We start from the raw sequence: 20,723 nt of genomic DNA, 5'->3' as shown, positions 1-20,723 counted from the left end.
TCAGTCATCATCCTTGTTTTGAGAGAGACAATTCTACAGACCTAGGGAGCGCTTTCTTTTTCTCAGACAAAAAAACCGCCCGAAGGCGGCCTGTAATTGAGCAATATTTAATATGATCTTTGGTTCTGATTACACGGACATATTACACGTCTCTGAGGTCAGCTTAATCGGCAGCAGGCTCATCATCAAAGAGCGAAACCCGCTCAATGCCTTCTGCTGAGATTCGCACCAATCCAATGTCAGACAAACGCAGCTCAGGAATAACGACTAACGCAAGCAGGGACAGCGTCATAAATGCATTATTCAGCGTACAGCCAGCCGATTGCAGCGCTTCGCTGACTGCTGCCGATTGCTCGGCTACAACTTCGAATGGCTCCACCGACATGAGTCCTGCAATACGAAGCGGGAACTCTGTCACACCTGCATCCGTTACAACCGCTACGCCGCCTTGCATAGAGATGACCCGATTACCCGCCTCCGCCATGAGCGCATCATCGTTACCGATAATCAGCAGGTTATGACTGTCGTGGGCTACCGTCATTGCAATGGCAGCCGGGGATGTGAAACCGATCCCGCCAACCAGAGCTACGGCGCGATTGCCGGTTTGTTTATGACGCTCCAGTACCGCAATTTTGCATACCTCACCCGTCACCGGGAGAACCACCTTCCCGTCCTCCACACTCACCTGCACACGCTTCTCCTTCGTCTCCACATGATTCTCTGTCACGTGAATCACTCGTGCACCAATGGTACCTTCCGACATCGGAGCAGACAGTTCCAGGTCCCTAGGCTGAATATTTGCTTCCAGCTTCACCGTATTCAAAGCCTCTTCAGGATACGTGAAGGCATCCCATACTGCCGTCATTTTGCCATTCTCGGCCACGACTTGCCCGGCAGCAATCGTCATGCCTACACTTACATCGGCCAATCGTCCGTCCAGCAGAATAATGTCAGCGATGTTGCCTGGAATAACCGCCCCGATATCACGCGCTACACCGAAGCGTTCGGCTGTATTAATCGTTGCCATCTGGAATGCGGTTACGGGCTTCACTCCTTGAGAGATCGCCAGTCGAACCACAAAATCCATGTGCCCTTCCTTGAGCAGGGATTCCGAGCTGCGATCATCTGTCACCAGCATCATCCGGCGGGTATCCAGTCCAAGCTCGGTACAAGCTTTAATGGTCTCAGCAACGTCATGCCACGCAGACCCCTGACGCATCTTCGCATACATGCCAAGCCGCAGCCGTTCCACGACATCCTCTTTGGTTACACACTCATGATCCCCTGTAACACCACTAGCCGCATACGCGGGGAGGCGCCAATCATCCGATGCCCACGTAAAATGACCATCGGCCACCTTGCCTGCGCGCAGTGTCGCCTGAATCTCCCCGATCATCGTTTCATCTCCATACACGACCCCAGGGAAGTTCATGACTTCACCCAAACCAATCATATCAGGCCCCCAGGAAAGAGCTTCCGCTACTTCTTCCGGGCCAATATATGCGCCCGTCGTTTCCAGTCCCGGATGAGTGGAGGGAACACAGGAGGCTACTTGCAAATAGGCAGCCATCGGTGTAGTCCGTGCTTCATCCAGCATCAGCCGTAGTCCCTTTAGACCAAGCACGTTTGATATTTCATGTGGATCGAAAAAACCACCGGTCGTTCCCGAAGGCAATACTGCTCTTGCGAACTCGGACACTTTCATCTGTGTGCTCTCGATATGACAATGACCATCCAATAAACCAGGAGCAATATACTTTCCCTTTGCTTCAATAATTCGGGTATGTTCTCCAATCGTATGGCTTACATCCCTGCCGACATAGGCAATTCTCGCCCCTTGTACAGCGACCGACATGTCTGGCAAAATCTCTCCCGATATGACGTTCACCAATGTACCGCCCCGAATCACCAATGTTGCCTTCATATCTCCCCGTGCTGTAGCAACCAGATCGGGTACACAATCGGCCATTAGCGGCCGTTCAAAAGCTGATTTATTCAAGCTACCTGCCTCCTTCATTCAACGCTCCAAAAAAAATAGATTGTTACGATTATATGAGTCTTGGCTTCATGTGTAAAGAAAAATTACATCAATTGTGTATACACACAATGAAATCCACCTGAATTATCAATATGCACTAAAAAGTGTCTGCTTACTTCACCAAACAAATCAGGTCTCTTCTCAAGATAAGCATGCACATAAATCTGGATGCAGCATACACAAAAGTCTGGATACTACGTATACAAAAGTCTCGATACTATGTATACAAAAATCTCGATACGGCATGCAACAAAAGGCTGGTCAGAAGTTTGGATTCTGACCAGCCTGTCTTCATACAGCTCCGTTAGCGATTAACGATTAGCGTACAACGAGCAGCGAAAACCGACTACTCTACACGAGTCGCAGTCATATTACTCACCTCATACCATTCCTCTGACTGTGAGCTAATAAAAGGGCTCGGTTTGCCCAGACAATATACATGTAACAGATGCATCGCTCGCGTACAGGCTGTATAGAACAGCTTGCGTTCCTGTTCATGGGAATAGGCTGCAGCAGATCCGTCATAGATCAATACCGCATCAAACTCCACACCTTTCGCCAAGTAAGCAGGCACGACATGAACACCCTGCTCGAAAGCAAGTGTCGTTTTTTTGATCAGCTTGGGCGCAGTGTCCAGCTTCTGACTGAGAAGCGCGTGAACTTCACTGCTCTCCTCTGCTGTTTTGCAGATGACTGCGACCGATTCATATCCCTGCTCAATCAGATGATGAAGATCAGCCGTAATATGATGCATATGCTGCTCGAGATCAGCCGTTACGATCACTTTGGGCTTCTCACCGCTTCGATTAAACGGAATGATATGCTCTCCCCCCGGAACCATGCCCCGTGTAAACTCAACAATCTCCATGGTGGATCGATAACTGCGCGTCAATTCGATAACCTCTGTATTCTCCGGTCCATATAGATCACTCAAAGGTCCCGTTCCGCTTAGCACAGACGAATGAGCGTAGATCGCCTGATTGAAGTCACCCAAAGCCGTAATTTTGGCATGCGGGAACAGCCTTTTCATAAAGGCCAGCTGAAACGCAGAATAATCCTGCGCTTCATCGATAATCACATGACGGATGCCAGAGTTAATATGGAAACCAAGCAGCAGCTCTCGCAAATACAGATACGGCGTGATATCCTCATAGGCCAATTCCTGCAGCTTCAGCCTGCGCAGCGTCATCGTGGAGATGGCCTCCCAATGCGCGGGCAGCGGCTCGTTTTCCAGCAAACGCACCATCTGTGCCTGATCCTGAAACAGGTTTGCGTACAGCTGACGGATATCGACAAAACGCAAGGATTTGATCCATTTACGCAGAGGTTTGAGCCGGTCGCTGACAACCATTCTGGCCAGAATCTCTCTTTCCTGCTGGAAGTCATCAAACGTATGCGATTTCCCCTTCTGTTTGCGTTTTAACCGTTGATAAGCTCTCTGCAGGTCCTCAGGTTCCATCACGTCCAGCTGCTGATCCACCCAGGGCGCATTTAATTCACTCTTGCCAAATGCAGACAGCTCCTTCAGCAGCCAGTCCCGCAGCAGCTCCAGTCGACTCACCAGCTTGACAGATGAGCCAAAGCTATAAAATTTCTCAGCCATCGCTTCCGCATCCACAATCACTTTGCCCTGAAAACGCACTGGCTTGAATTTCATGCCGCCGGAAAGCATGCTCTCTTTATAACGTGTGATGACCTTCTGGAAGGATGCAGAGGACTTGAAGCGAATACTCGACATCCGTGCATCGTATTCCGGCTCCTGCATTGCCGTAAGCACATATTCAAGCTGAATAAACGGGTCCTCCAGCTGGTATTCCCGGCCCAAGCGGCGCTCCAGATACTCCTGAAATGTCGTCTGCAGCATGTTCTCTTCTCCGAGCTCCGGCAATACCGTTGATACATAGCTGTTAAACATCGGATTTGGTGAAAAAAGAACCATCTGATCCGCTTGCAGATGCTCGCGGTATTTATAGAGAAGATAAGCTACCCGCTGGAGCGCAGCAGAGGTTTTACCACTGCCTGCCGCTCCCTGCACGATCAGCATTCGAGTCCGGTCATTGCGGATAATCCGGTTCTGCTCCTTCTGGATCGTTGCTACAATGCTTTTCATCTGGGCATCCGACGTTCGGCTGAGCACGGCCTGCAGCAGCTGATCACCGATGGTCACGCCCGTATCAAACATAAACCGGATTCGTCTGTCCCGAATAACAAACTGTCGCTTCATCTCGATCTCTCCGCTGATTTCACCGCTTGGTGTACGATAGGAGATCGGCCCCGGTGCACCGTCGTAATACAGGTTGGAGATCGGTGCACGCCAGTCGTAGATCAGAAAAGACTCCTCCTGCTCATCCAGCAGTGATGCAATGCCCAGATAGATTCGCTCTGCATCCGCATATCCAGCTTCTTTGAAATCGATGCGCCCGAAATAAGGAGAATGATGCAGTCGTTTCATTTTATCCAGAGCCGCAGCTGTATTCAGATGACTTCGTTCGCGATCAGACAACACCTGTGACTGCTGCCGCATACTCGTTGACGTCTCCCCGACATCATCTGCTTCACTGAAGTTCATGGTGACCTCGTCCCAGAATTCTTTTCTCATCTCGACCACTTCACCACGGAATGAACCTGCTACTTCTTCCAGTGCAGTAATTCGATGCTCAATCAGGTCAGTGACTGAATTCACTCGTTGTTGTTCCTCATTCCATTGCTGTTCTGTACTCATTTGTTGATGCGCCTCTCTTTCCCCGGATTGTGTCTTCTAAATAGCCATTGGACAAGCCCGAAAAGGCAATGGTATAAGTTCTGGTTTTTCCAATCATTACTCGTCTACTTCTTCAAGTCCTTATTAATCCGCTTATTTTTTCAGATCCTCAATTGTAGCGGCCCAGCGCGCCAACGCACCGGCTTGATCTTTTAATTGAAAGGTAATGCCTGACGTTATTTCAGCATAGGGTGCCTCATCTATACGAATATGCCGGATGTTACAATCATATCTGTCGCGCGGATGCACAGCCTCTGCCAAGGCTGGCAAAGGGCGGACCCCCAGCTGGATGTGCAGCAAACGCTGTCCATGAATTGCAATTAAAGTAGCCTTACCTGTTTCCATCATATTCATACTCGTTTGAGTTCCTTGCCAAAGTGCCAGCCTGAGGCAGGTTGGGCTTATTGCCACCACTTCTCCCATGCTAATCATGGCCGTATGTGCCCACTGCCCGTCTGTTACCGTCAGCAGCTGCATAGCCTCATGCTGCTTGGTGTCAAGCCTGCCTCCATCTAACCATTCCATCAGTTCTGTATCCAGCTGCTCTATATGCATATCCTTATCCCTCAATTCCCTGACCCAATAGACCAAACAGCCCGGACGCTGCTGTCCGGGCTTGGTTGTTATTCTATTGTATATGATTTTCCAGGCTAAGGCCATTTCAGCCAGTTCAGCATCGTATCCTGTGACTCTTTATCCTCGCTGACGCTGTGCACATGATCCGCCAGCCGATTCAAGCGTTCCAGCTGATAGCCATAATCATAGATGGCTGCGGCTACGATGGATAATCGTAACATACCTTCCTTATCGATATCAAACTGCGTAATCGCCTGCTCCATAAAATGATCATTATCCGTCACAAACTGCGCTGCTTCCTCCCCATTCGGTTTTAACTTGTCTTCGAATTTAAGTAAGGCATGCTCATGGAACTTGATCACCCGCTCCAGATGTGTATCAAAGAACAGGTCCATCTCCGGGGTACGCTGTGCCTGGAAGTAATGACGTTCAACGGAATCCAGTACATCATACCCTTTTTGCAAACTTAGCAGCATCTGCTTGTATACGACCATCTGACGGGTTTCGCTGAACTTGGCCCGTTTCATCTTCTTCTGCTCTTCCTCAAACAGGTGATACTTGTCAGATAAAGACTTAATCGAGCCGCCCAGCGTATTTTTCTCCTCCCGGAAAACAACCTCTTTAATCTCATCGGAGATCGAGGTGCGAAGCAGTAAGGACATGCCGCTAAATACACTTTGAATCTGCTTTACAAACTGTACCTTGGGTTTCGGCGGAAACACCGAGATGTTAATCAGAAATGCAGACACGATGCCTACAAGAGTCAGCAGGAAACGATTCAGCGCAAAGTGCCAGTCACCCGAAGCTTCCATAATAGAGACTACCGTGACAAGTGTCAGTCCTACCGTTTCACCCATATTTAATTTAAGACAGATCATAATGACAAGCACAATAATTAAACCGACTGCGATGGGTTCGTTAGACAGCACCATTCCTCCGAGCAAGGCTACAATAGCTCCCAGCGTCGTTGTCTGCAGCTGATCCAGGAAATATTTCCACGAACGATAGATGGAGGGCTGCATCGCAAAGATCGCTGCAATCGCAGCAGGCACAGGAGATTGCGGGTTCAGAAACAGACTGCTCAGATATAAAGCAAGCGTGACCGCTATACCTGTCTTAAGTACACGTGCTCCAAATGACATGGCATCCCCCTCCTCTTACCCAGCCTGTTCGTTCACTTTTGATGATCATCATGTTCATTATTACCCCATATTTCGTTATTTGCCTGAATGAGTTCAGGAGAACGATTTATTGTACCATGAGAGGTTAGGCCTTTGCTATTCCCAGTTCCATGAACGTATCCGAAACCACAAAAAAACTTCATCCTTGCGCAGGTGTTCTGAGCATAATTTAACCCAAAACATGCAAAAGGATGAAGCGGATTCACATTAGTGCTTCCCATTCGTTCTTGAACTGCTCCACGAACTGCACCATATAATCATGACGCTGCTGAGCCAGCTGCCTGCCGCGGGAGGTGTTCATCAAATCTTTGAGCTTGAACAATTTTTCGTAAAAATGATTAATCGTTGTGCTGCGCTCATTGCGATACTGCTCACGGGTCATCTGCTCCCGCGGCGGAAGTGAAGGATCGTACATTTCTCGTCCGCGCGCGCCGGCAAATGCAAAGGTACGGGCAATGCCGATTGCACCCAGTGCATCCAGACGATCTGCATCCTGCACGACTTGGGCTTCAAGAGAGCTGAGCGCAGCTCCCTGACCGCCCGCATACGAAATCGTACTGATAATGTTCAGCACCGCTTCCCGTGCTGCTGGAGCAAGCGGCTGCGAATCCAGCCACGCGTGCAGCTTTATCATACCTGCCTCCAGACTATCATTCAGCTTTTCGTCTGGTACATCATGCAGCAACGCAGCCAGTTCACAGATGAACGGGTCAGCACCTTCGTCATGAGCCAATCTAGCTGCAAGTCTGGTGACGCGCTCAATATGAGTCCAGTCGTGTCCATCGGCATGCCTGGAAGCATCCTCCTGCACAAAAGCACGAGCCGCGCGCAAAATGGATTCATTCACCGGATGATGCGATCGCTCAGACGCATTAGGTACATCCGAAGTCATCAGGATTCTCCACCTTCACGCGGCTGCTCACGGGGCACACGTCTTGCGACTCCCGTCTTGATTGCCGCTTCGATGACACGACTGCGCATCGATTTAACCACTTTATCGTTAAATACACTCGGGATAATATAATAACGTGTACGCTCTTCGTCCGAGATGGATGAGGCAATCGCCTGAGCAGCCGCCAGCTTCATTTCTTCATTGATTTCTGTTGCCCGGCAATCCAGTACCGCTCGGAACATCCCCGGGAAACAAAGCACGTTATTAATCTGGTTCGGATAATCCGAACGGCCTGTCGCCATAACGGCTACAATATCCTCGACCAGAGCAGGCATAATCTCAGGCACCGGATTTGCCATTGCAAATACGATCGGATTGTCCGCCATGGTCTGCACATCCTCGCGTGTAAGCAGATTGCCGCGGGACAAGCCGATAAATACATCGGCATCGCGAATAACCTCCCGCAAGGAACCCGTCTCCAGATCAGGGTTAGTACGTGCCGCATACTCATTCCAAACCTCGTTTTCATACGTGTTTGTACGTATGATCGCACCCTCGCGATCCACTCCGATCAGCCGCTTCGCACCGGCAGATAACAAAATATTGCTGCAGGCCACACCAGCCGCTCCAATACCGCACACCACAATTTTTACATCTTCGATGGATTTGTCAACCAGCTTCAGCGCATTAATCAGACCTGCATACAGCACAACCGCTGTACCATGCTGGTCATCGTGGAAAACCGGAATGTCCAGTTCTTCATTCAGGCGGCGTTCAATCTCGAAACAGCGCGGAGATGAAATATCCTCCAGATTAATGCCGCCAAACGCCGGTGATATCGCTTTCACAGTTCGAATGATTTCTTCAGTATCCTGAGTATCCAGGCAGATCGGGAACGCATCGACACCTGCAAACTGCTTGAACAGCATTGCCTTGCCTTCCATAACCGGCATCGCTGCACGAGGCCCGATATTGCCAAGCCCCAGCACCGCACTGCCATCGGATACAACGGCGACTGTATTTCGTTTAATCGTTAATGAAAAGGCTTTACCTGGTTCTTCAGATATTGCTGAGCATACCCGGGCCACATCCGGCGTGTAGACACGCGACAGGTCTTCCCGGTTGTGAATCGGGGTCTTTGGTGTCACTTCAATTTTGCCGCCCAGATGCAGCAGGAATGTCCGGTCTGACACGTTAACGATGGACACGCCTTTAAGCTGGCGTACAGCTTCTATAATTTTACTGTTATCCTGTGAGTCGGTGACTGCAACGGTCAAGTCCCGCACACTGACATCCTGATTGGTCGAAATGACGTCAATGGCAATGATGTCTCCTCCAGCTTCCGAGATGGCCGAGGCCACTTCGCCAAACTTGATATCTTTCGTTGTCATTTCCAGCCGTATAATAATGCTGTTGCCGTCCAGATTTCTCTGATTCATTTCAATTCCTCCCAGACAATGAAAGTCTAAAGTTGACAAGTTACGTATTTGTCTTCGCTACGTGGACACGATTATCCTTTATCTTGTCCAGAAAAAGTACAGAAGCCCCATTTCAGCATGAAAAAAAGATTACCCAAGCACCTGTTTCGCGGCACCCGGGTAATCCAGTTATTTGTTATTTCATCTTATTTTACACAAGCGATGTTTCACTTCACCAACAATGGCATTACTTGCGATTCGCCGTTCTGCGCAGCACACGAATGTCGTACGGCTGCAAGTCCAGGCTCGCTTCAACCGCTTCACCACTCAGTACATCTGTGTAAGCCTGACTGTCGAGTTGAACCTGTTTCTCATGCTCGGTGTAGTTTTGAATGAATACATAATCGGAATTCCCGTCTGTACGCACATGAGCCGTTGTGCCCGCGGCAAGCTCGGACTTGAGTCCGCGCTCCAGGTCAAGCTCTGCAATCAGCTTGCCGTAGAAATCATCGTAAAACGGTGCTTTCATACGTGCAGCCATGTAGTAAGCTTTACCCGAGCCAAGCTCGTTCACGGTCAATGCCGGACGTCCTGCATAGAAGTCGGAACGATAGGAAGCAAGGGACTTCGCGCCTTCCAGATGAATAAGATCACAGAGCTCAATTGCATCATACTCCGCTGTAAGTCCAAGCGCATTGCCCTGCTCTGGAATAATGCCATTGAGTTCCCGATCATGCAGTCCGTCGATCTCTTCGGACCAGATGCCCAGCGTTTTGCGAAGTGGTCCAGGGAATCCACCCAGGAAGCACAGATCGTTCTCGTTAACGATGCCCGACCAGTATGTTGCTACAAATGTACCGCCCTGCTCCACAAATTTCTCGATCCGTTCGCCTACACCCTCACGAACGAGGTAGAGCATGGGTGCAACGAGCACTTTGTACTTGGACAGATCGGCATCCATATCAATCACGTCCACCGCTACACCTTTTTTCCAGAAGGCTTCATAGTGAGCTTCTACCGTCTGCTCGTATTTTACGCCGATATTGCGCGGGCCCTGTGAATCATTCACAGCCCAGCGGTTTTCCCAATCGAAGATGATTGCGACTTCCGCCGGAACCGATGCACCTACGATATCCTGCATGCTCTGCAGCGCAGTACCTACGTCTGTAACATCCTTGAACACACGTGTATGCTCTGTGCCTACATGGTCAACCACGGCGCCATGCAGCTTTTCGCTGGACCCGCGGCTTTTTCTCCACTGGAAGTACTGCACGCTGTCTGATCCGTGAGCTACAGCCTGCAAGGAGGATAACAGATGCATACCCGGACGCTTCAGCTTGCTTACATCCTGCCAGTTCGTTGAGCTTGGCGTGCTCTCCATCAGCAGGAACGGCTGTCCACCTTTAATGGACCGTACAATATCATGCATCATCGCAATACGGGACGCCTGCTTCGCATCATCCTCTGCATCATGCCATGTCGGATAGCTGTCCCAGGAAAGAAAATCGAGAATATCTGCGAACTTCCAATAGTTGAGACCACCATAGAATTCCATCAGGTTGGTTGTCACAGGCAGATTCGGATTTTTCGCCTTGAGTGGCTTCGTCTCGTGTACGATGAAATCTGCTGTCTGATCCGTTACGAAACGGCGCCAGTCCAGATTCATTGCATGAACCTGAGTCTCACCATGCGGTGCTGGAGATTCAACCTGACTCCAGTCTGTCACCGTATGGCTCCAGAATGTTGTCCACCACGCATGATTCAGCTCATCCAGCGTTTTGTATTTGTTTTTCACCCAGCCGCGGAATGCTTCCTGACAGTAATCACAGTGGCAATCCCCACCGTATTCATTCGAGATATGCCAACCAATGACGGCCGGATGATCTGAATACCGCTCGGCCAGTCTCGTGTTCATCTCCGTTACTTTTTCACGATACACCGGGGACGTATAACAATGATTATGACGGAAGCCATGAAGGTTACGAACCCGTTTCTCGGATACACGCAGCACTTCAGGATACTTTGCCGACATCCACGCTGGACGGGCACCGCTTGGTGTAGCCAGGAAAGCATAGATGCCACTCGCTGCGAAACGATCCAGTACCTGATCGAGCCATTCAAACGTATACACGCCTTCTTCCGGTTCAAGTGAGACCCAGGAGAAAATACCGATGGACATCACATTGCATTTAGCTAATTTCATCAAGCGAATGTCTTCTTCCAGCACCTCTGGATAACGAAGCCACTGCTCCGGGTTATAGTCAGCACCATGCAGCATATACGGTGCTTTGGAACTTACAGGTGGAAATTGGTATGTCATTTATGAAAACTCCCTTGCTGTTGAATTACGAACATTTCGCTTTTGCAAACCTTATTAAACGGAGGTAGTGACATTCAGTTCTTGCGCAGCAGCTAACGCCTTGAATGAATCGAGCTTGCGACCTTTGAAATCAAACATGGTCAGATTGCCCCAGTTGTTCGGGTGTCCTACAGACCATTCTTCCTTGCTTGGAATCCATGCTGGCTCCCAATAATAGAAGCCATGGCCCAGACCACCGGGAACCTCGCGAATAATCTGCAGCATATCCTGCAAATATCGGGTTTGTCCTTCTACCGTTGCAGGATATCCTGGCAGCAGCATGTCTTCCTGATTCATAATCCATTCAATACCTTCCGGCTGCTCAAGCGTCCATGGGTAAGCGGTCTCCACAACGTTGATTGGCTTGCCGTAGCGTTTGGCCAGATCATTCAGGTTGTCACGCAGCGCATCCAGCGTTCCATGCCACCAAGGATAATAGGACAAGCCGATGACGTCAAACTCAACACCCAGCGCTTCAAAACGATCATAGAATTTGCGACTCTCGGCGTTATCACCGCCGCGGTCAATATGAATCATAATCTGGATCGAAGGATCAACCGATTTCACAGCTGCAATGCCATATTTCACAAGCCCGGCAAAACGCTGCCACTGCTCGTCCGTATCATGCTCTTCGCCGCCGACACGCCCATCATCCCACAACATGCCTGGTGTAATTTCATTGCCAACCTGGACCATATCCGGCAGGGCATCGTGTTCCTTTAATGCGCGAAGCACATCTGCTGTATATGTGCATACCGCCAGTTTAAGCTGTTCATAGGACAGGTTCTCCCACGCTTTCGGTTTCCACTGGTTGGCCGGATCAGCCCACCGGTCCGAGTAATGGAAGTCGAGCAAAAATTGCAAGCCCTGTGCCTTGATTCGTTTTGCTACTTCAATTGTGCGCTCCAGATTGCAGAATCCGCCGACCGGATCATTCCAGATACGCAGCCGGATCGCGTTGGCATCATTCAGCTTGAGAATGGTGAGCAAATCTGCTTCTTTGCCATCCGCATCACGATATGTCCCCCCATGCTGTTCAATCTCGTCCATAAATGAAACATCCATGCCGAGAATAAATGGTTGTTTGGTAGATTGATTCAAAATATCAGCCTCCATAAATTAGGGATTCAGGCTCAGCCTTTCACTGAGCCCAGTGTCATACCTTTTACAAAATAACGCTGTAAGAATGGATATACAATCAGGATTGGCGCACTTCCGATAAAAATCTGAGCTGCACGTACTGTTGTCTGAGAGATCGTTTCCATCTCCTTCGGATTCATCGCCATCGTACTCATATCCCGTTTGATAATGACAGTCTGCATAAATGTTGCAAGTGGATAGTCTTTGGCATTGTTCATATACAAGAGACCATCAAACCAGGAGTTCCAGTGAAACACCATGCTGAACAGTGCAATGGTTGCAATGGAAGGCATGGAGATTGGCAGGAAAATGCTGAACAGTGTTCTGAAATGGTTGGCACCGTCCATCAGGGCTGCTTCTTCAAGCTCTTTCGGAATGCCGCGGAAGAAATTCAGCATCAGGATGACCAGGAAGGTGTTCACTGCACCTGGCAGCACCAGTACCCAGAAGGAATCCATCAGACCAATCTTTTGAATAACCATGTAGAATGGAACCAGACCGCCGTTGAAAATCATGCTGAATACGAAAATCCAGGAGTATACGGTTCTGCCTTTAAACTCACTGTTTTCCTTGGACAGCGGATATGCCGCCAGGAAAGTAATTAACAGCGTAATACCTGTACCAATAACGGTACGCAGCAGTGAAATCCAGAGTGAGTTCAGAAAGATCGGATTGTTCATTGTTTTTTTGTAAGCTTCAAGAGAAAAACCGACTGGCCAGAGACTGACCAGGTTGGCATCTGCCGCAGCTTTGTTACTGAAGGATACAGCCAAAACGTGAATCATCGGCACAATACACATGATGGCGACCAGAATGAGAAAACTGATATTGATAACGTTAAATACACGATATGACTTTGATTTATGATACATCGTAGTCCCTTCCTTCTCTGTTCATTCGATTAGAATATGCGGTATCCGGCGTATTTCTTGGCGAGGCTGTACGATACGAGAATCAGCACCATACTGATCACGGATTTGAACAAGCCAATGGCTGTGGCGAAGCCCATCTCACCGTTTTCCAGCGCCGAGCGATATACGAATGTATCAATGATGTCTCCCGATTGATATACAAGCGGGTTGTACAGGTTGAAGATCTGGTCGAATCCGGCATTCAATACGTTACCAAGCGCGAGCGTTCCTACAACCATTAGCATTGGCACGAGAGACGGAATCGTAATGTGAAGTGTCTGCTTCCAACGATTCGCTCCGTCGATCTCGGCAGCTTCATACAGTGCCGGGTTAATACCTGCCAGTGCAGCCAGAAAGACAATCATGTTATATCCGAATTCCTTCCACACATCCGTAACAATAATCGTTGGTCGGAACAAGCTGTTATCTCCGAGGAAGAAGTACGGTCCAAGACCGAAGGTGCCGAGTACCCGGTTCACCAGACCACCTGTTGACAACAGATCGAGCAGGATGCCGCCCAGGATGACCCAGGACAAGAAGTGAGGCAAGTATACAAGTGTTTGGATCGTCCGCTGAATGGCCATCTTGCGAACCTCATTGAGCAGGATGGCAAATACAAACGGTACAAACAAGTTGAAAATCAATTTGAGTACAGCGATGATCAACGTATTCCAGATGACCTGCAAGCTGTCCTCCCGTTCGAATAAATATCTAAAGTTATCAAGCCCGACCCAGTCCGAGCCGCTAATGCCAAGCCATGGTTTGTAGTTCTGGAATGCCATAACAATTCCGCCCATAGGCACATAACTGAAAATAATCAGAAAGATGATAGCTGGCAGCAGCATTACGTGGAATGGCCAAGTTCGTTTTAAAGTTCTCATGATTGCTCCCCCTGTAATTCTTCCTACTCAAGTACTCCCTGAGTGGCTTATAGGCAAATTATATCAACCTTCCAGCACCCTCAAACAGCGCATAAAAGCAATATAAATGGCACAAAAGCAACTACTTTTGGCTTAGGCCCTGCTGCTCAGCCCGGAAAGCCATAAAACCGCTGTTCCACTCGATTTTCTATATGTTTTTATGACCTTTAAAAACACAAAAAACGCACAGACTTATATCGTCTGTGCGTCACTACTGCTATACATTTTCATAGAGAAATTCTGCTTATTTTTTCACACCGTCATACCACTCGTTAACTTCCTGAGTGATCTGATCGCCGCCGCCGGATTTCCATGTTTGAACAAAGGTATCAAATGAATCGATCGGGCTCTTGCCATAGATGATTTCATTAAATGCCTGATTCTCAATTTTGTTGAGGTAGTCCAGCTTGGCTTTCATCGTTTTGGTTGTAGGACCTGTGAACATATTTTTGAACGAAATATCTTTCTGCTCAAGCAGCACTTTTGCAGCCGCAGGAGTCTCCGGTCCATAGTTCACCGCTACGTCTTTTTCCAGCTTCGTTTGCGGCTCTTTGCCATCTGCCAGATTCATCAAAGCTTTCATTTGTGCATCTGGAATACGCGCGCCGTCACGAACAAGCAGGTAACGTACAACGTTGACATATCCACCGTCAATTTCATCCGGTTTTTTCTGTTTGCCGTTGGCATCCAGCTGGTAGTCATACCCTTCAAACAGACCGTTGTCATACGGGCTGCCTGGAGCCGGGTCAGCATAGTTGTCAAACAGGTAGTTCTGGTAAGTGAAGAACGCTTCAGGGTGAGCCATGTCTTTTTTGATCAGGGTCACACCGTTAACAAACTGTGTTCCGTGACGCATTGCTTTGCCATCAGGGCCTGTCGGAATAGAAATTGGCTTCCATACTGCACTAGGTACGTTTTTCACGGTATCAATCAGCGGCCATCCGCTCATCCAGTAAGGGCCCGGGATAATTCCAGCTGTGCCCGCTACAGCAGGTTCTGCCGTTTTGTTTTCATCCCAAAGTGCTGCTTCTTGCGGAATATATCCTTTTTTCAGCCAGTCGCTTAATTTAGCCAAGCCTTCTTTCATGCCCGGGTTAATGGAACCATACTCCAGCTTGCCGTCCGCACCTACGTTCCATTGGAACGGCAGTGTGCCATAAGCGCCGAAGATCCAGGATGGATCACCCATCCAGGTATTCATGGATGTTTTGAAACCGATGCTGAGCGGAGTTACTTTATCTGGTGCCAGACCGTCCGGATTTTTGTTTTTGAAAGCTTCCATAACCGCTTCGAGCTCATCAATGGTTTTAGGTGCTTTCATATTCAGCTTGTCCAGCCAATCCTGACGAATCCAGAGCAGGTAGTCATTGTTGTATGCGTAATCGAGTACCGGAATACCCATTCTTTTGCCATCACGGCTGTACGCATTCCATACATTCGGATCTTGCTCCATTGCTTTTTTCCAAGTATCCGAAGCATACTTGTCAAACAGCGGACCCACTTCCTGATACATGCCGGAATCAATCAGGTCCTGAGCCAGCAGGTTATCACCTACGGTTACGATATCAGGCATTTCCTGACCCGAGGACATAGCCAAACGAAGTTTGGTTGCAAACGCGTTGTTTGTATCCGTTACGGACCACAGCGACTTAATCTCAATACCGAATTTGTCCTTGGCCCATTTCGTAGCCACGTTATTTTCCATGGATTCGCCATTTTTGAATTTCAGCTCAGGGTCGATGCCCCATGCTGTAGTAATGGTTACTGCGGGATCATACTTTTCCTTGTATTCATTTTGGGACCCGGATGCGCTTGGCTCAGCACTCTCCTTGTTCCCATTTCCTCCTGAACATCCTGCAAGAACGACGGTCAGACAGAGCGTCGTAGCGAGAAGCGACAAGAATCTCTTTTTCGTTGATTGCGCTCTCATGTTGTTCCCCCTTAAATCGTTTTGGTTACCCTTTCATTATAGGACGGTCAGGCACATCAGCCTATGATACGAAATCAAGATTTCTGCACCTTTACCAACCTATATGCTCGATTTATGTTGTATTTATGTCTGATCCCGGAATTCATTCGGTGTCATGCCGTAATGTTTTTTGAACATTTTGCTAAAATATTGCGGATTTTGATAACCCAGCTCACTCGTAATCTCGTATATTTTTTTATTCGTATTTTTGAGCAAATACAGCGCTCGTTCCATACGCATACGGATCATATAGTCTCCGAGACCTTCCCCCGTCTCTGCCTTGTATATTTTAGAGAGGTATACCGGGTGTAAATACACTTTATCCGCAATCATTTTCACCGACAGATCCTGTCCTGTATCCCGGGTTACCAGCTCCTGCACTTGTTTAATGACATGCCGGCGGCTTTGTACCCCTTCCTGATCCGATAGCTCCTCCTGCAGCTTCTCGAGCATATTCATTGCCCAGCGCCGCAGCTTCTCCGGGGATTGAATCAACTGGTGCGCAAGCACCAGATCGAAACCCGCATGATCTATCTCATGTACCAGATGTCCTTGTTTATGAGCGATATACATAAAAGCATTTGTCACAGACAAATACATCTCATACGCATGCTCTCTGGACAAATACACCTTCTCCACAGCATCAAAAACAGCGTTCAGCTTGTCCCCCGCAGCTTCCCATTGTTTGGTCTCCAGCAGCTGAGGCAGCACCGGTGGCTTATACAGCTCTTCAAGCGCTTGCGCCGCATCGTTTTCGGCACGTTTGTTTAACGCTTTTTCCATGTCGATATAGATGATTCTGTGCTCTTCGGGTCCGGAAAGAATTAAAGATCCCAAACTTTTGCGATACACATTTGTAAGCTCGTTAAATGGAAAGGGCGGCGTAACCACCATGGACAGATCTCCCTGCAGGTAACGAACCACATGCTCCCGGAATGTTCCAGCAGCAGCTTGCAGATTGCTTCCCTCCATTCGTGATAGCTCATCCGGCTCGCGGTTCTGCAGGAACATGACCAGACACTCATGCGGCCCGCGACCAAACCAGACGTTGTACGCTTCACCCAGCACTTCCTCGGCAATATTCCCGACAGCAAAATCCATCAGGTCCAGCGACTGCTGATCCATAGCCGCAAATCGTCCGGCAAGACGAATCAGCATCATGACAGCAGGCTGCTCGGGGTCCATATGAAGCTCGTACTGCTCAAACTGCTCCCGCAATGCTTTCGTAGTAAGCACCCGGCCCAAGAGCAGATCATGCATCAGATTTTCGCGTAAAATTTTGTAATCCGATTTGCGGCTGTACAGCAGGCGATGATATTTGTCAAATTCATCCCATTCGTCACGCAGGGAGGTAATCGCTGCTGATACCGAATTCATAAATTCATCATCGTTAACCGGCTTCAAAATATAATCTGCCGCCTGCAGCTGAATCGCCTTTTTGGCATAATCAAAATCACTGTGTCCTGTCAGCAAAATACAGCGCACATGCGGCCAGCGCTGGCTTACCTCGCTAATCAGCTCAAGCCCGGTCATACCTGGCATCCGAATGTCAGTTACGACGATATCTACCGCATTCTCCTCCATAATCTTCAACGCTTCATTGCCGGATGCCGCACGCAGCACGGTTGTAACTCCGATCTCTCCCCAAGGAATGGTGAGTTCCAGACTCTCGGTTACATACGTTTCATCATCCACAAGCAGTATATCGATCAATTCAATCACTCTCCCGGTTCATTTATGTTCACTCTTCGTATTCTTCAAGCGCAGGTTTGGATTCTACCGGCCATGACAACACAACTCGCACGCCGCCCAGGTCTGATTCGGTGATATGAAGTCCACCCTTCTCACCATACTTCAGCTGCAGCCTTTGATTCACATTCCACAATCCGCAGCCCATCTCCTGATCCATCGTACCCGCAAGCTTGATGAGAAGCGCTTCACGCTCCTCCTGTGTCATGCCTTGACCATCATCTTCAACAATGAGCAGCATCCGGCCATCCTTTTGCTCACCGGATACTCTGATCTCCCCTGCTTCTGCGTCTGCTTCAATCCCATGAATAACCGCATTTTCAACCAGAGGCTGCACAATTAGTGGCGAAACTTCGATACGCAGCATATCTTCTGGCAAATCAAGCGTATAATGAATGCGCTCCATACGCATACGTTGAATTTCCAAATAGTTGGTCACAAATTCGATTTCTTCGGATAGCGGGACCAAATCTCTTTCCTGCCTTGTTGTATACCTGTAATATCTGGACAGATTGTGAGACATGGCTACAACGGCATCCACCCGTTTCAGCTTCGCCATGCTTGTAATGAAGGAGAAACAGTTATAGAAAAAATGCGGATTAATCTGTGACTGCAGTTGCTTCAGTCTCGCTTCCCGTACATGAATCTGCTCCAGATATACGTGCTCGAACAGCTGTTGTATCTTTTCCACCATGGAATTAAAGCGCTCGGACAGGAAACTGAACTCATTGCGACCTTTCGGCTCGATTCGAACGGAGTAATCCTCCTGCTTCAGCCGCTGGAATCCGCGTATCAATTGTTTCACCGGCACCTGAACCTGAACATATAACAAATACGCAGCGGTAAAGCTCATCAGTAGCAAGCATATCATGGACGAGTAGAACAGAATGTTGGACTGATGAATCGGCTTCAAAATATCGGACAGCGGCATATAGTCCACCAGATACCAGCCCGTGGTGCTCGATTTCACAGAATTGACCATGTAGGGCTCATTGCCAATCACTACCGTACGGTTCTCTACGTCTTTCAAGGGCTGGCTGGACAATTCCTTGATCAATTGATCTGTCAATGTCCGATCCGATGTCCGGTTATAGATTACGCCCGTTTCCTCACGGAAATAAAAGGGATCATGTCTTCCATCCCCTTTGAATTTATCAAGCATGTCCCGAATGTTGTCACTGTCGAATTCCAGCTTGATGATGGTCTCTGCATTTTCGGCAGGGTCTTTGATTCCGTACGGGGATACGGTGATCCAGCTGAACATGAACCGGTCATTCTGCCCATCCTCAATTTTGTGAACATCCCAGCCTGAAACGATACTTTCTTTTAACGCATGCTTGTCATACGTACGGGCATCCCGTTCCGAGATCACTCTGCCGAGCGACGGGGAATACAGATATAATTTGGTGGCCCAGTTCGATGAGCTTTCCTGAATACTCAGCTTGTTCTGAATACGCTTGACCAGATTGATCGCATCCAGATCGAAATAACGGCTCTCCGCAAATATACGCCGAAAACTGGCGATATCCGGGTCGTGGATCAGCAGATTAGGCCAAGAGGATAACAATTCAATGTTAGAGTTCACCTGATTTTGAAAAAACTCCAGCTGATTGCTGTTTGATTGGTTAAGCTCATCTCGCAGCACAGCCGTTGTTTTATGATTGGAATACCAGTACAGGAGTACAACAGGAACAAGCATGATCAGAATCAAAATGACCATCTTTGAAAACAGATTTGTCCGGTATGACATGGAAATGTTCATCTCGCTTTATTTAAATTTTAATTAATCATCCTGACACAAGTCGTGACATTAATTGTAGTCATGGTAGCTTTAAATACAATCTATTTCTTGTACAAGCTTCATAATGCACCGTTAGATGCTCTCATAAACAGACTGTCCCATATTATATGGTAAGCCTCACCCACCCTCTGGAAAAGGACATTAATGCAAGGTTTCAGCACTTAATTCAACTTGCACAAACGGAAAAAAGTCGGCGCTCAGCCGACTTCACTCCTGATAAATGATGTATTTTTTATGTTATTCTGCCTATCGGTCATTCAGTATATATTGGTTATGTACTTGGATCTACAGTCTGCCTACACATGCTAAGGGATATCATAGTCAAAAACCGTATTGGTCCCATCAACTGCAACATCTAGTACGATATCATCCAGCTTGCCACTCACCTGCAAGGGCCGTTGCGCCAATCCGGAGAATTCAAGCTTTCCTGTAAACGTCATGCGGGGTTCAAGTTTGACCGGTATGGCGTTAAGCTCTACAGACTGTAAAGATTCAGATAACGGATCATCCTGATAGCGGTAGCTGCCTGCCAGATCGGGCTTTACCATCGCGGCGACAGCTGAGCTGCTATAATTTTTCAGTAACAATTCACAAGTCGCATGAGCTTGACCGTCAGCATAAACCTGATACGTGCATGTGCTGTCGTTCTGTGAATACGATATGCTGCTTAAACCCGTGGCCCCCCATTTTACCACATACATCAGCTTATCCGTCATAAAAGAATAATTGGAGATTAAGATCACAACCGCGATCCACAACGTCTTCGCCACGAGCGGATACTTGGTCATGATTTCCTTCCGCGCAAGATAATACCCGCAAGCCAGCATGCCAAGTCCGAAGAAAACCGTAATATGTACACCGCTGACATATGCTTTGGTATATGGGGATATACCGATGGATAACAACAACGAATCACCTACTGAGAAACCAAGATGATGGTTACAGGTAAAAATAATTGCAAAGAGCAACAAACCTCCTGAGAACACAAGTCTGGTTCCCGACACGCAA

Annotated in this window: 14 protein-coding genes; all 14 read right to left on the bottom strand. The window is 48.3% G+C overall.

Features of this window, described 5'->3' with window-relative positions:
* Positions 1-163: 163 nt before the first annotated feature.
* Complete coding sequence (locus tag IEW26_RS15860; protein WP_188593074.1) at positions 164-2,017, bottom strand: adenine deaminase; 1,854 nt, start codon at positions 2,015-2,017, stop codon at positions 164-166.
* A gap of 367 nt (positions 2,018-2,384) precedes the next feature.
* A complete protein-coding gene (helD, locus tag IEW26_RS15855) occupies positions 2,385-4,760 on the bottom strand; it encodes an RNA polymerase recycling motor HelD (protein WP_145402841.1) in 2,376 nt (791 codons plus the stop codon).
* Positions 4,761-4,892: 132 nt separating this feature from the next.
* Entirely contained in the window at positions 4,893-5,354 is a 462-nt protein-coding gene (locus tag IEW26_RS15850) for a pyridoxamine 5'-phosphate oxidase family protein (protein WP_188593073.1), read from the bottom strand.
* A 95-nt stretch (positions 5,355-5,449) separates the two neighbouring features.
* Positions 5,450-6,517, bottom strand: coding sequence for an FUSC family protein (locus IEW26_RS15845; protein ID WP_111269931.1), 1,068 nt, complete (start codon positions 6,515-6,517; stop codon positions 5,450-5,452).
* A gap of 241 nt (positions 6,518-6,758) precedes the next feature.
* Complete coding sequence (locus IEW26_RS15840; RefSeq protein ID WP_145403759.1) at positions 6,759-7,448, bottom strand: HD domain-containing protein; 690 nt, start codon at positions 7,446-7,448, stop codon at positions 6,759-6,761.
* Entirely contained in the window at positions 7,448-8,887 is a 1,440-nt protein-coding gene (locus tag IEW26_RS15835; protein ID WP_111269927.1) for an NAD-dependent malic enzyme, read from the bottom strand. The genes IEW26_RS15840 and IEW26_RS15835 overlap by 1 nt, the downstream gene beginning before the upstream one ends.
* A 226-nt stretch (positions 8,888-9,113) precedes the next feature.
* Positions 9,114-11,186 (bottom strand): beta-galactosidase, encoded by a 2,073-nt coding sequence (locus IEW26_RS15830; protein ID WP_145402843.1) that lies wholly within the window; start codon positions 11,184-11,186, stop codon positions 9,114-9,116.
* 54 nt (positions 11,187-11,240) lie between these two features.
* Complete coding sequence (locus tag IEW26_RS15825; RefSeq protein WP_229729884.1) at positions 11,241-12,326, bottom strand: glycoside hydrolase family 53 protein; 1,086 nt, start codon at positions 12,324-12,326, stop codon at positions 11,241-11,243.
* Positions 12,327-12,358: 32 nt separating this feature from the next.
* Complete coding sequence (locus IEW26_RS15820; RefSeq protein ID WP_111269924.1) at positions 12,359-13,237, bottom strand: carbohydrate ABC transporter permease; 879 nt, start codon at positions 13,235-13,237, stop codon at positions 12,359-12,361.
* 29 nt (positions 13,238-13,266) lie between these two features.
* Positions 13,267-14,157, bottom strand: a complete 891-nt coding sequence (locus IEW26_RS15815) for an ABC transporter permease (protein WP_111269923.1) — start codon at positions 14,155-14,157, stop codon at positions 13,267-13,269.
* 283 nt (positions 14,158-14,440) lie between these two features.
* On the bottom strand, positions 14,441-16,126 hold the full coding sequence (locus IEW26_RS15810; RefSeq protein ID WP_111269922.1) for a type 2 periplasmic-binding domain-containing protein: 1,686 nt from the start codon (positions 16,124-16,126) through the stop codon (positions 14,441-14,443).
* 123 nt (positions 16,127-16,249) lie between these two features.
* Positions 16,250-17,878, bottom strand: coding sequence for a response regulator (locus tag IEW26_RS15805; RefSeq protein ID WP_188593071.1), 1,629 nt, complete (start codon positions 17,876-17,878; stop codon positions 16,250-16,252).
* Between the two features lie 28 nt (positions 17,879-17,906).
* Entirely contained in the window at positions 17,907-19,664 is a 1,758-nt protein-coding gene (locus IEW26_RS15800) for a sensor histidine kinase (protein WP_188593070.1), read from the bottom strand.
* A 356-nt stretch (positions 19,665-20,020) separates the two neighbouring features.
* Positions 20,021-20,719 (bottom strand): hypothetical protein, encoded by a 699-nt coding sequence (locus IEW26_RS15795; RefSeq protein WP_111269919.1) that lies wholly within the window; start codon positions 20,717-20,719, stop codon positions 20,021-20,023.
* Positions 20,720-20,723 lie beyond the last annotated feature (4 nt).

It is taken from the genome of Paenibacillus silvae, from assembly GCF_014639235.1.
GTDB classification, from domain to species: Bacteria; Bacillota; Bacilli; order Paenibacillales; family Paenibacillaceae; genus Paenibacillus; species Paenibacillus silvae.
This window is presented reverse-complemented; position numbering and strand designations above follow the sequence as displayed.

What these genes read in the sequence shown, in the direction of transcription:
- IEW26_RS15845 (WP_111269931.1), bottom strand. Translation starts at nt 6,517, where the DNA reads ATGTCATTTGGAGCACGTGTACTTAAGACAGGTATAGCGGTCACGCTT.
- IEW26_RS15835 (WP_111269927.1), bottom strand. Translation starts at nt 8,887, where the DNA reads ATGAATCAGAGAAATCTGGACGGCAACAGCATTATTATACGGCTGGAA.
- IEW26_RS15820 (WP_111269924.1), bottom strand. Translation starts at nt 13,237, where the DNA reads ATGTATCATAAATCAAAGTCATATCGTGTATTTAACGTTATCAATATC.
- helD (WP_145402841.1), bottom strand. Translation starts at nt 4,760, where the DNA reads ATGAGTACAGAACAGCAATGGAATGAGGAACAACAACGAGTGAATTCA.
- IEW26_RS15850 (WP_188593073.1), bottom strand. Translation starts at nt 5,354, where the DNA reads ATGCATATAGAGCAGCTGGATACAGAACTGATGGAATGGTTAGATGGA.
- IEW26_RS15800 (WP_188593070.1), bottom strand. Translation starts at nt 19,664, where the DNA reads ATGTCATACCGGACAAATCTGTTTTCAAAGATGGTCATTTTGATTCTG.
- IEW26_RS15840 (WP_145403759.1), bottom strand. Translation starts at nt 7,448, where the DNA reads ATGACTTCGGATGTACCTAATGCGTCTGAGCGATCGCATCATCCGGTG.
- IEW26_RS15860 (WP_188593074.1), bottom strand. Translation starts at nt 2,017, where the DNA reads ATGAAGGAGGCAGGTAGCTTGAATAAATCAGCTTTTGAACGGCCGCTA.
- IEW26_RS15810 (WP_111269922.1), bottom strand. Translation starts at nt 16,126, where the DNA reads ATGAGAGCGCAATCAACGAAAAAGAGATTCTTGTCGCTTCTCGCTACG.
- IEW26_RS15815 (WP_111269923.1), bottom strand. Translation starts at nt 14,157, where the DNA reads ATGAGAACTTTAAAACGAACTTGGCCATTCCACGTAATGCTGCTGCCA.
- IEW26_RS15830 (WP_145402843.1), bottom strand. Translation starts at nt 11,186, where the DNA reads ATGACATACCAATTTCCACCTGTAAGTTCCAAAGCACCGTATATGCTG.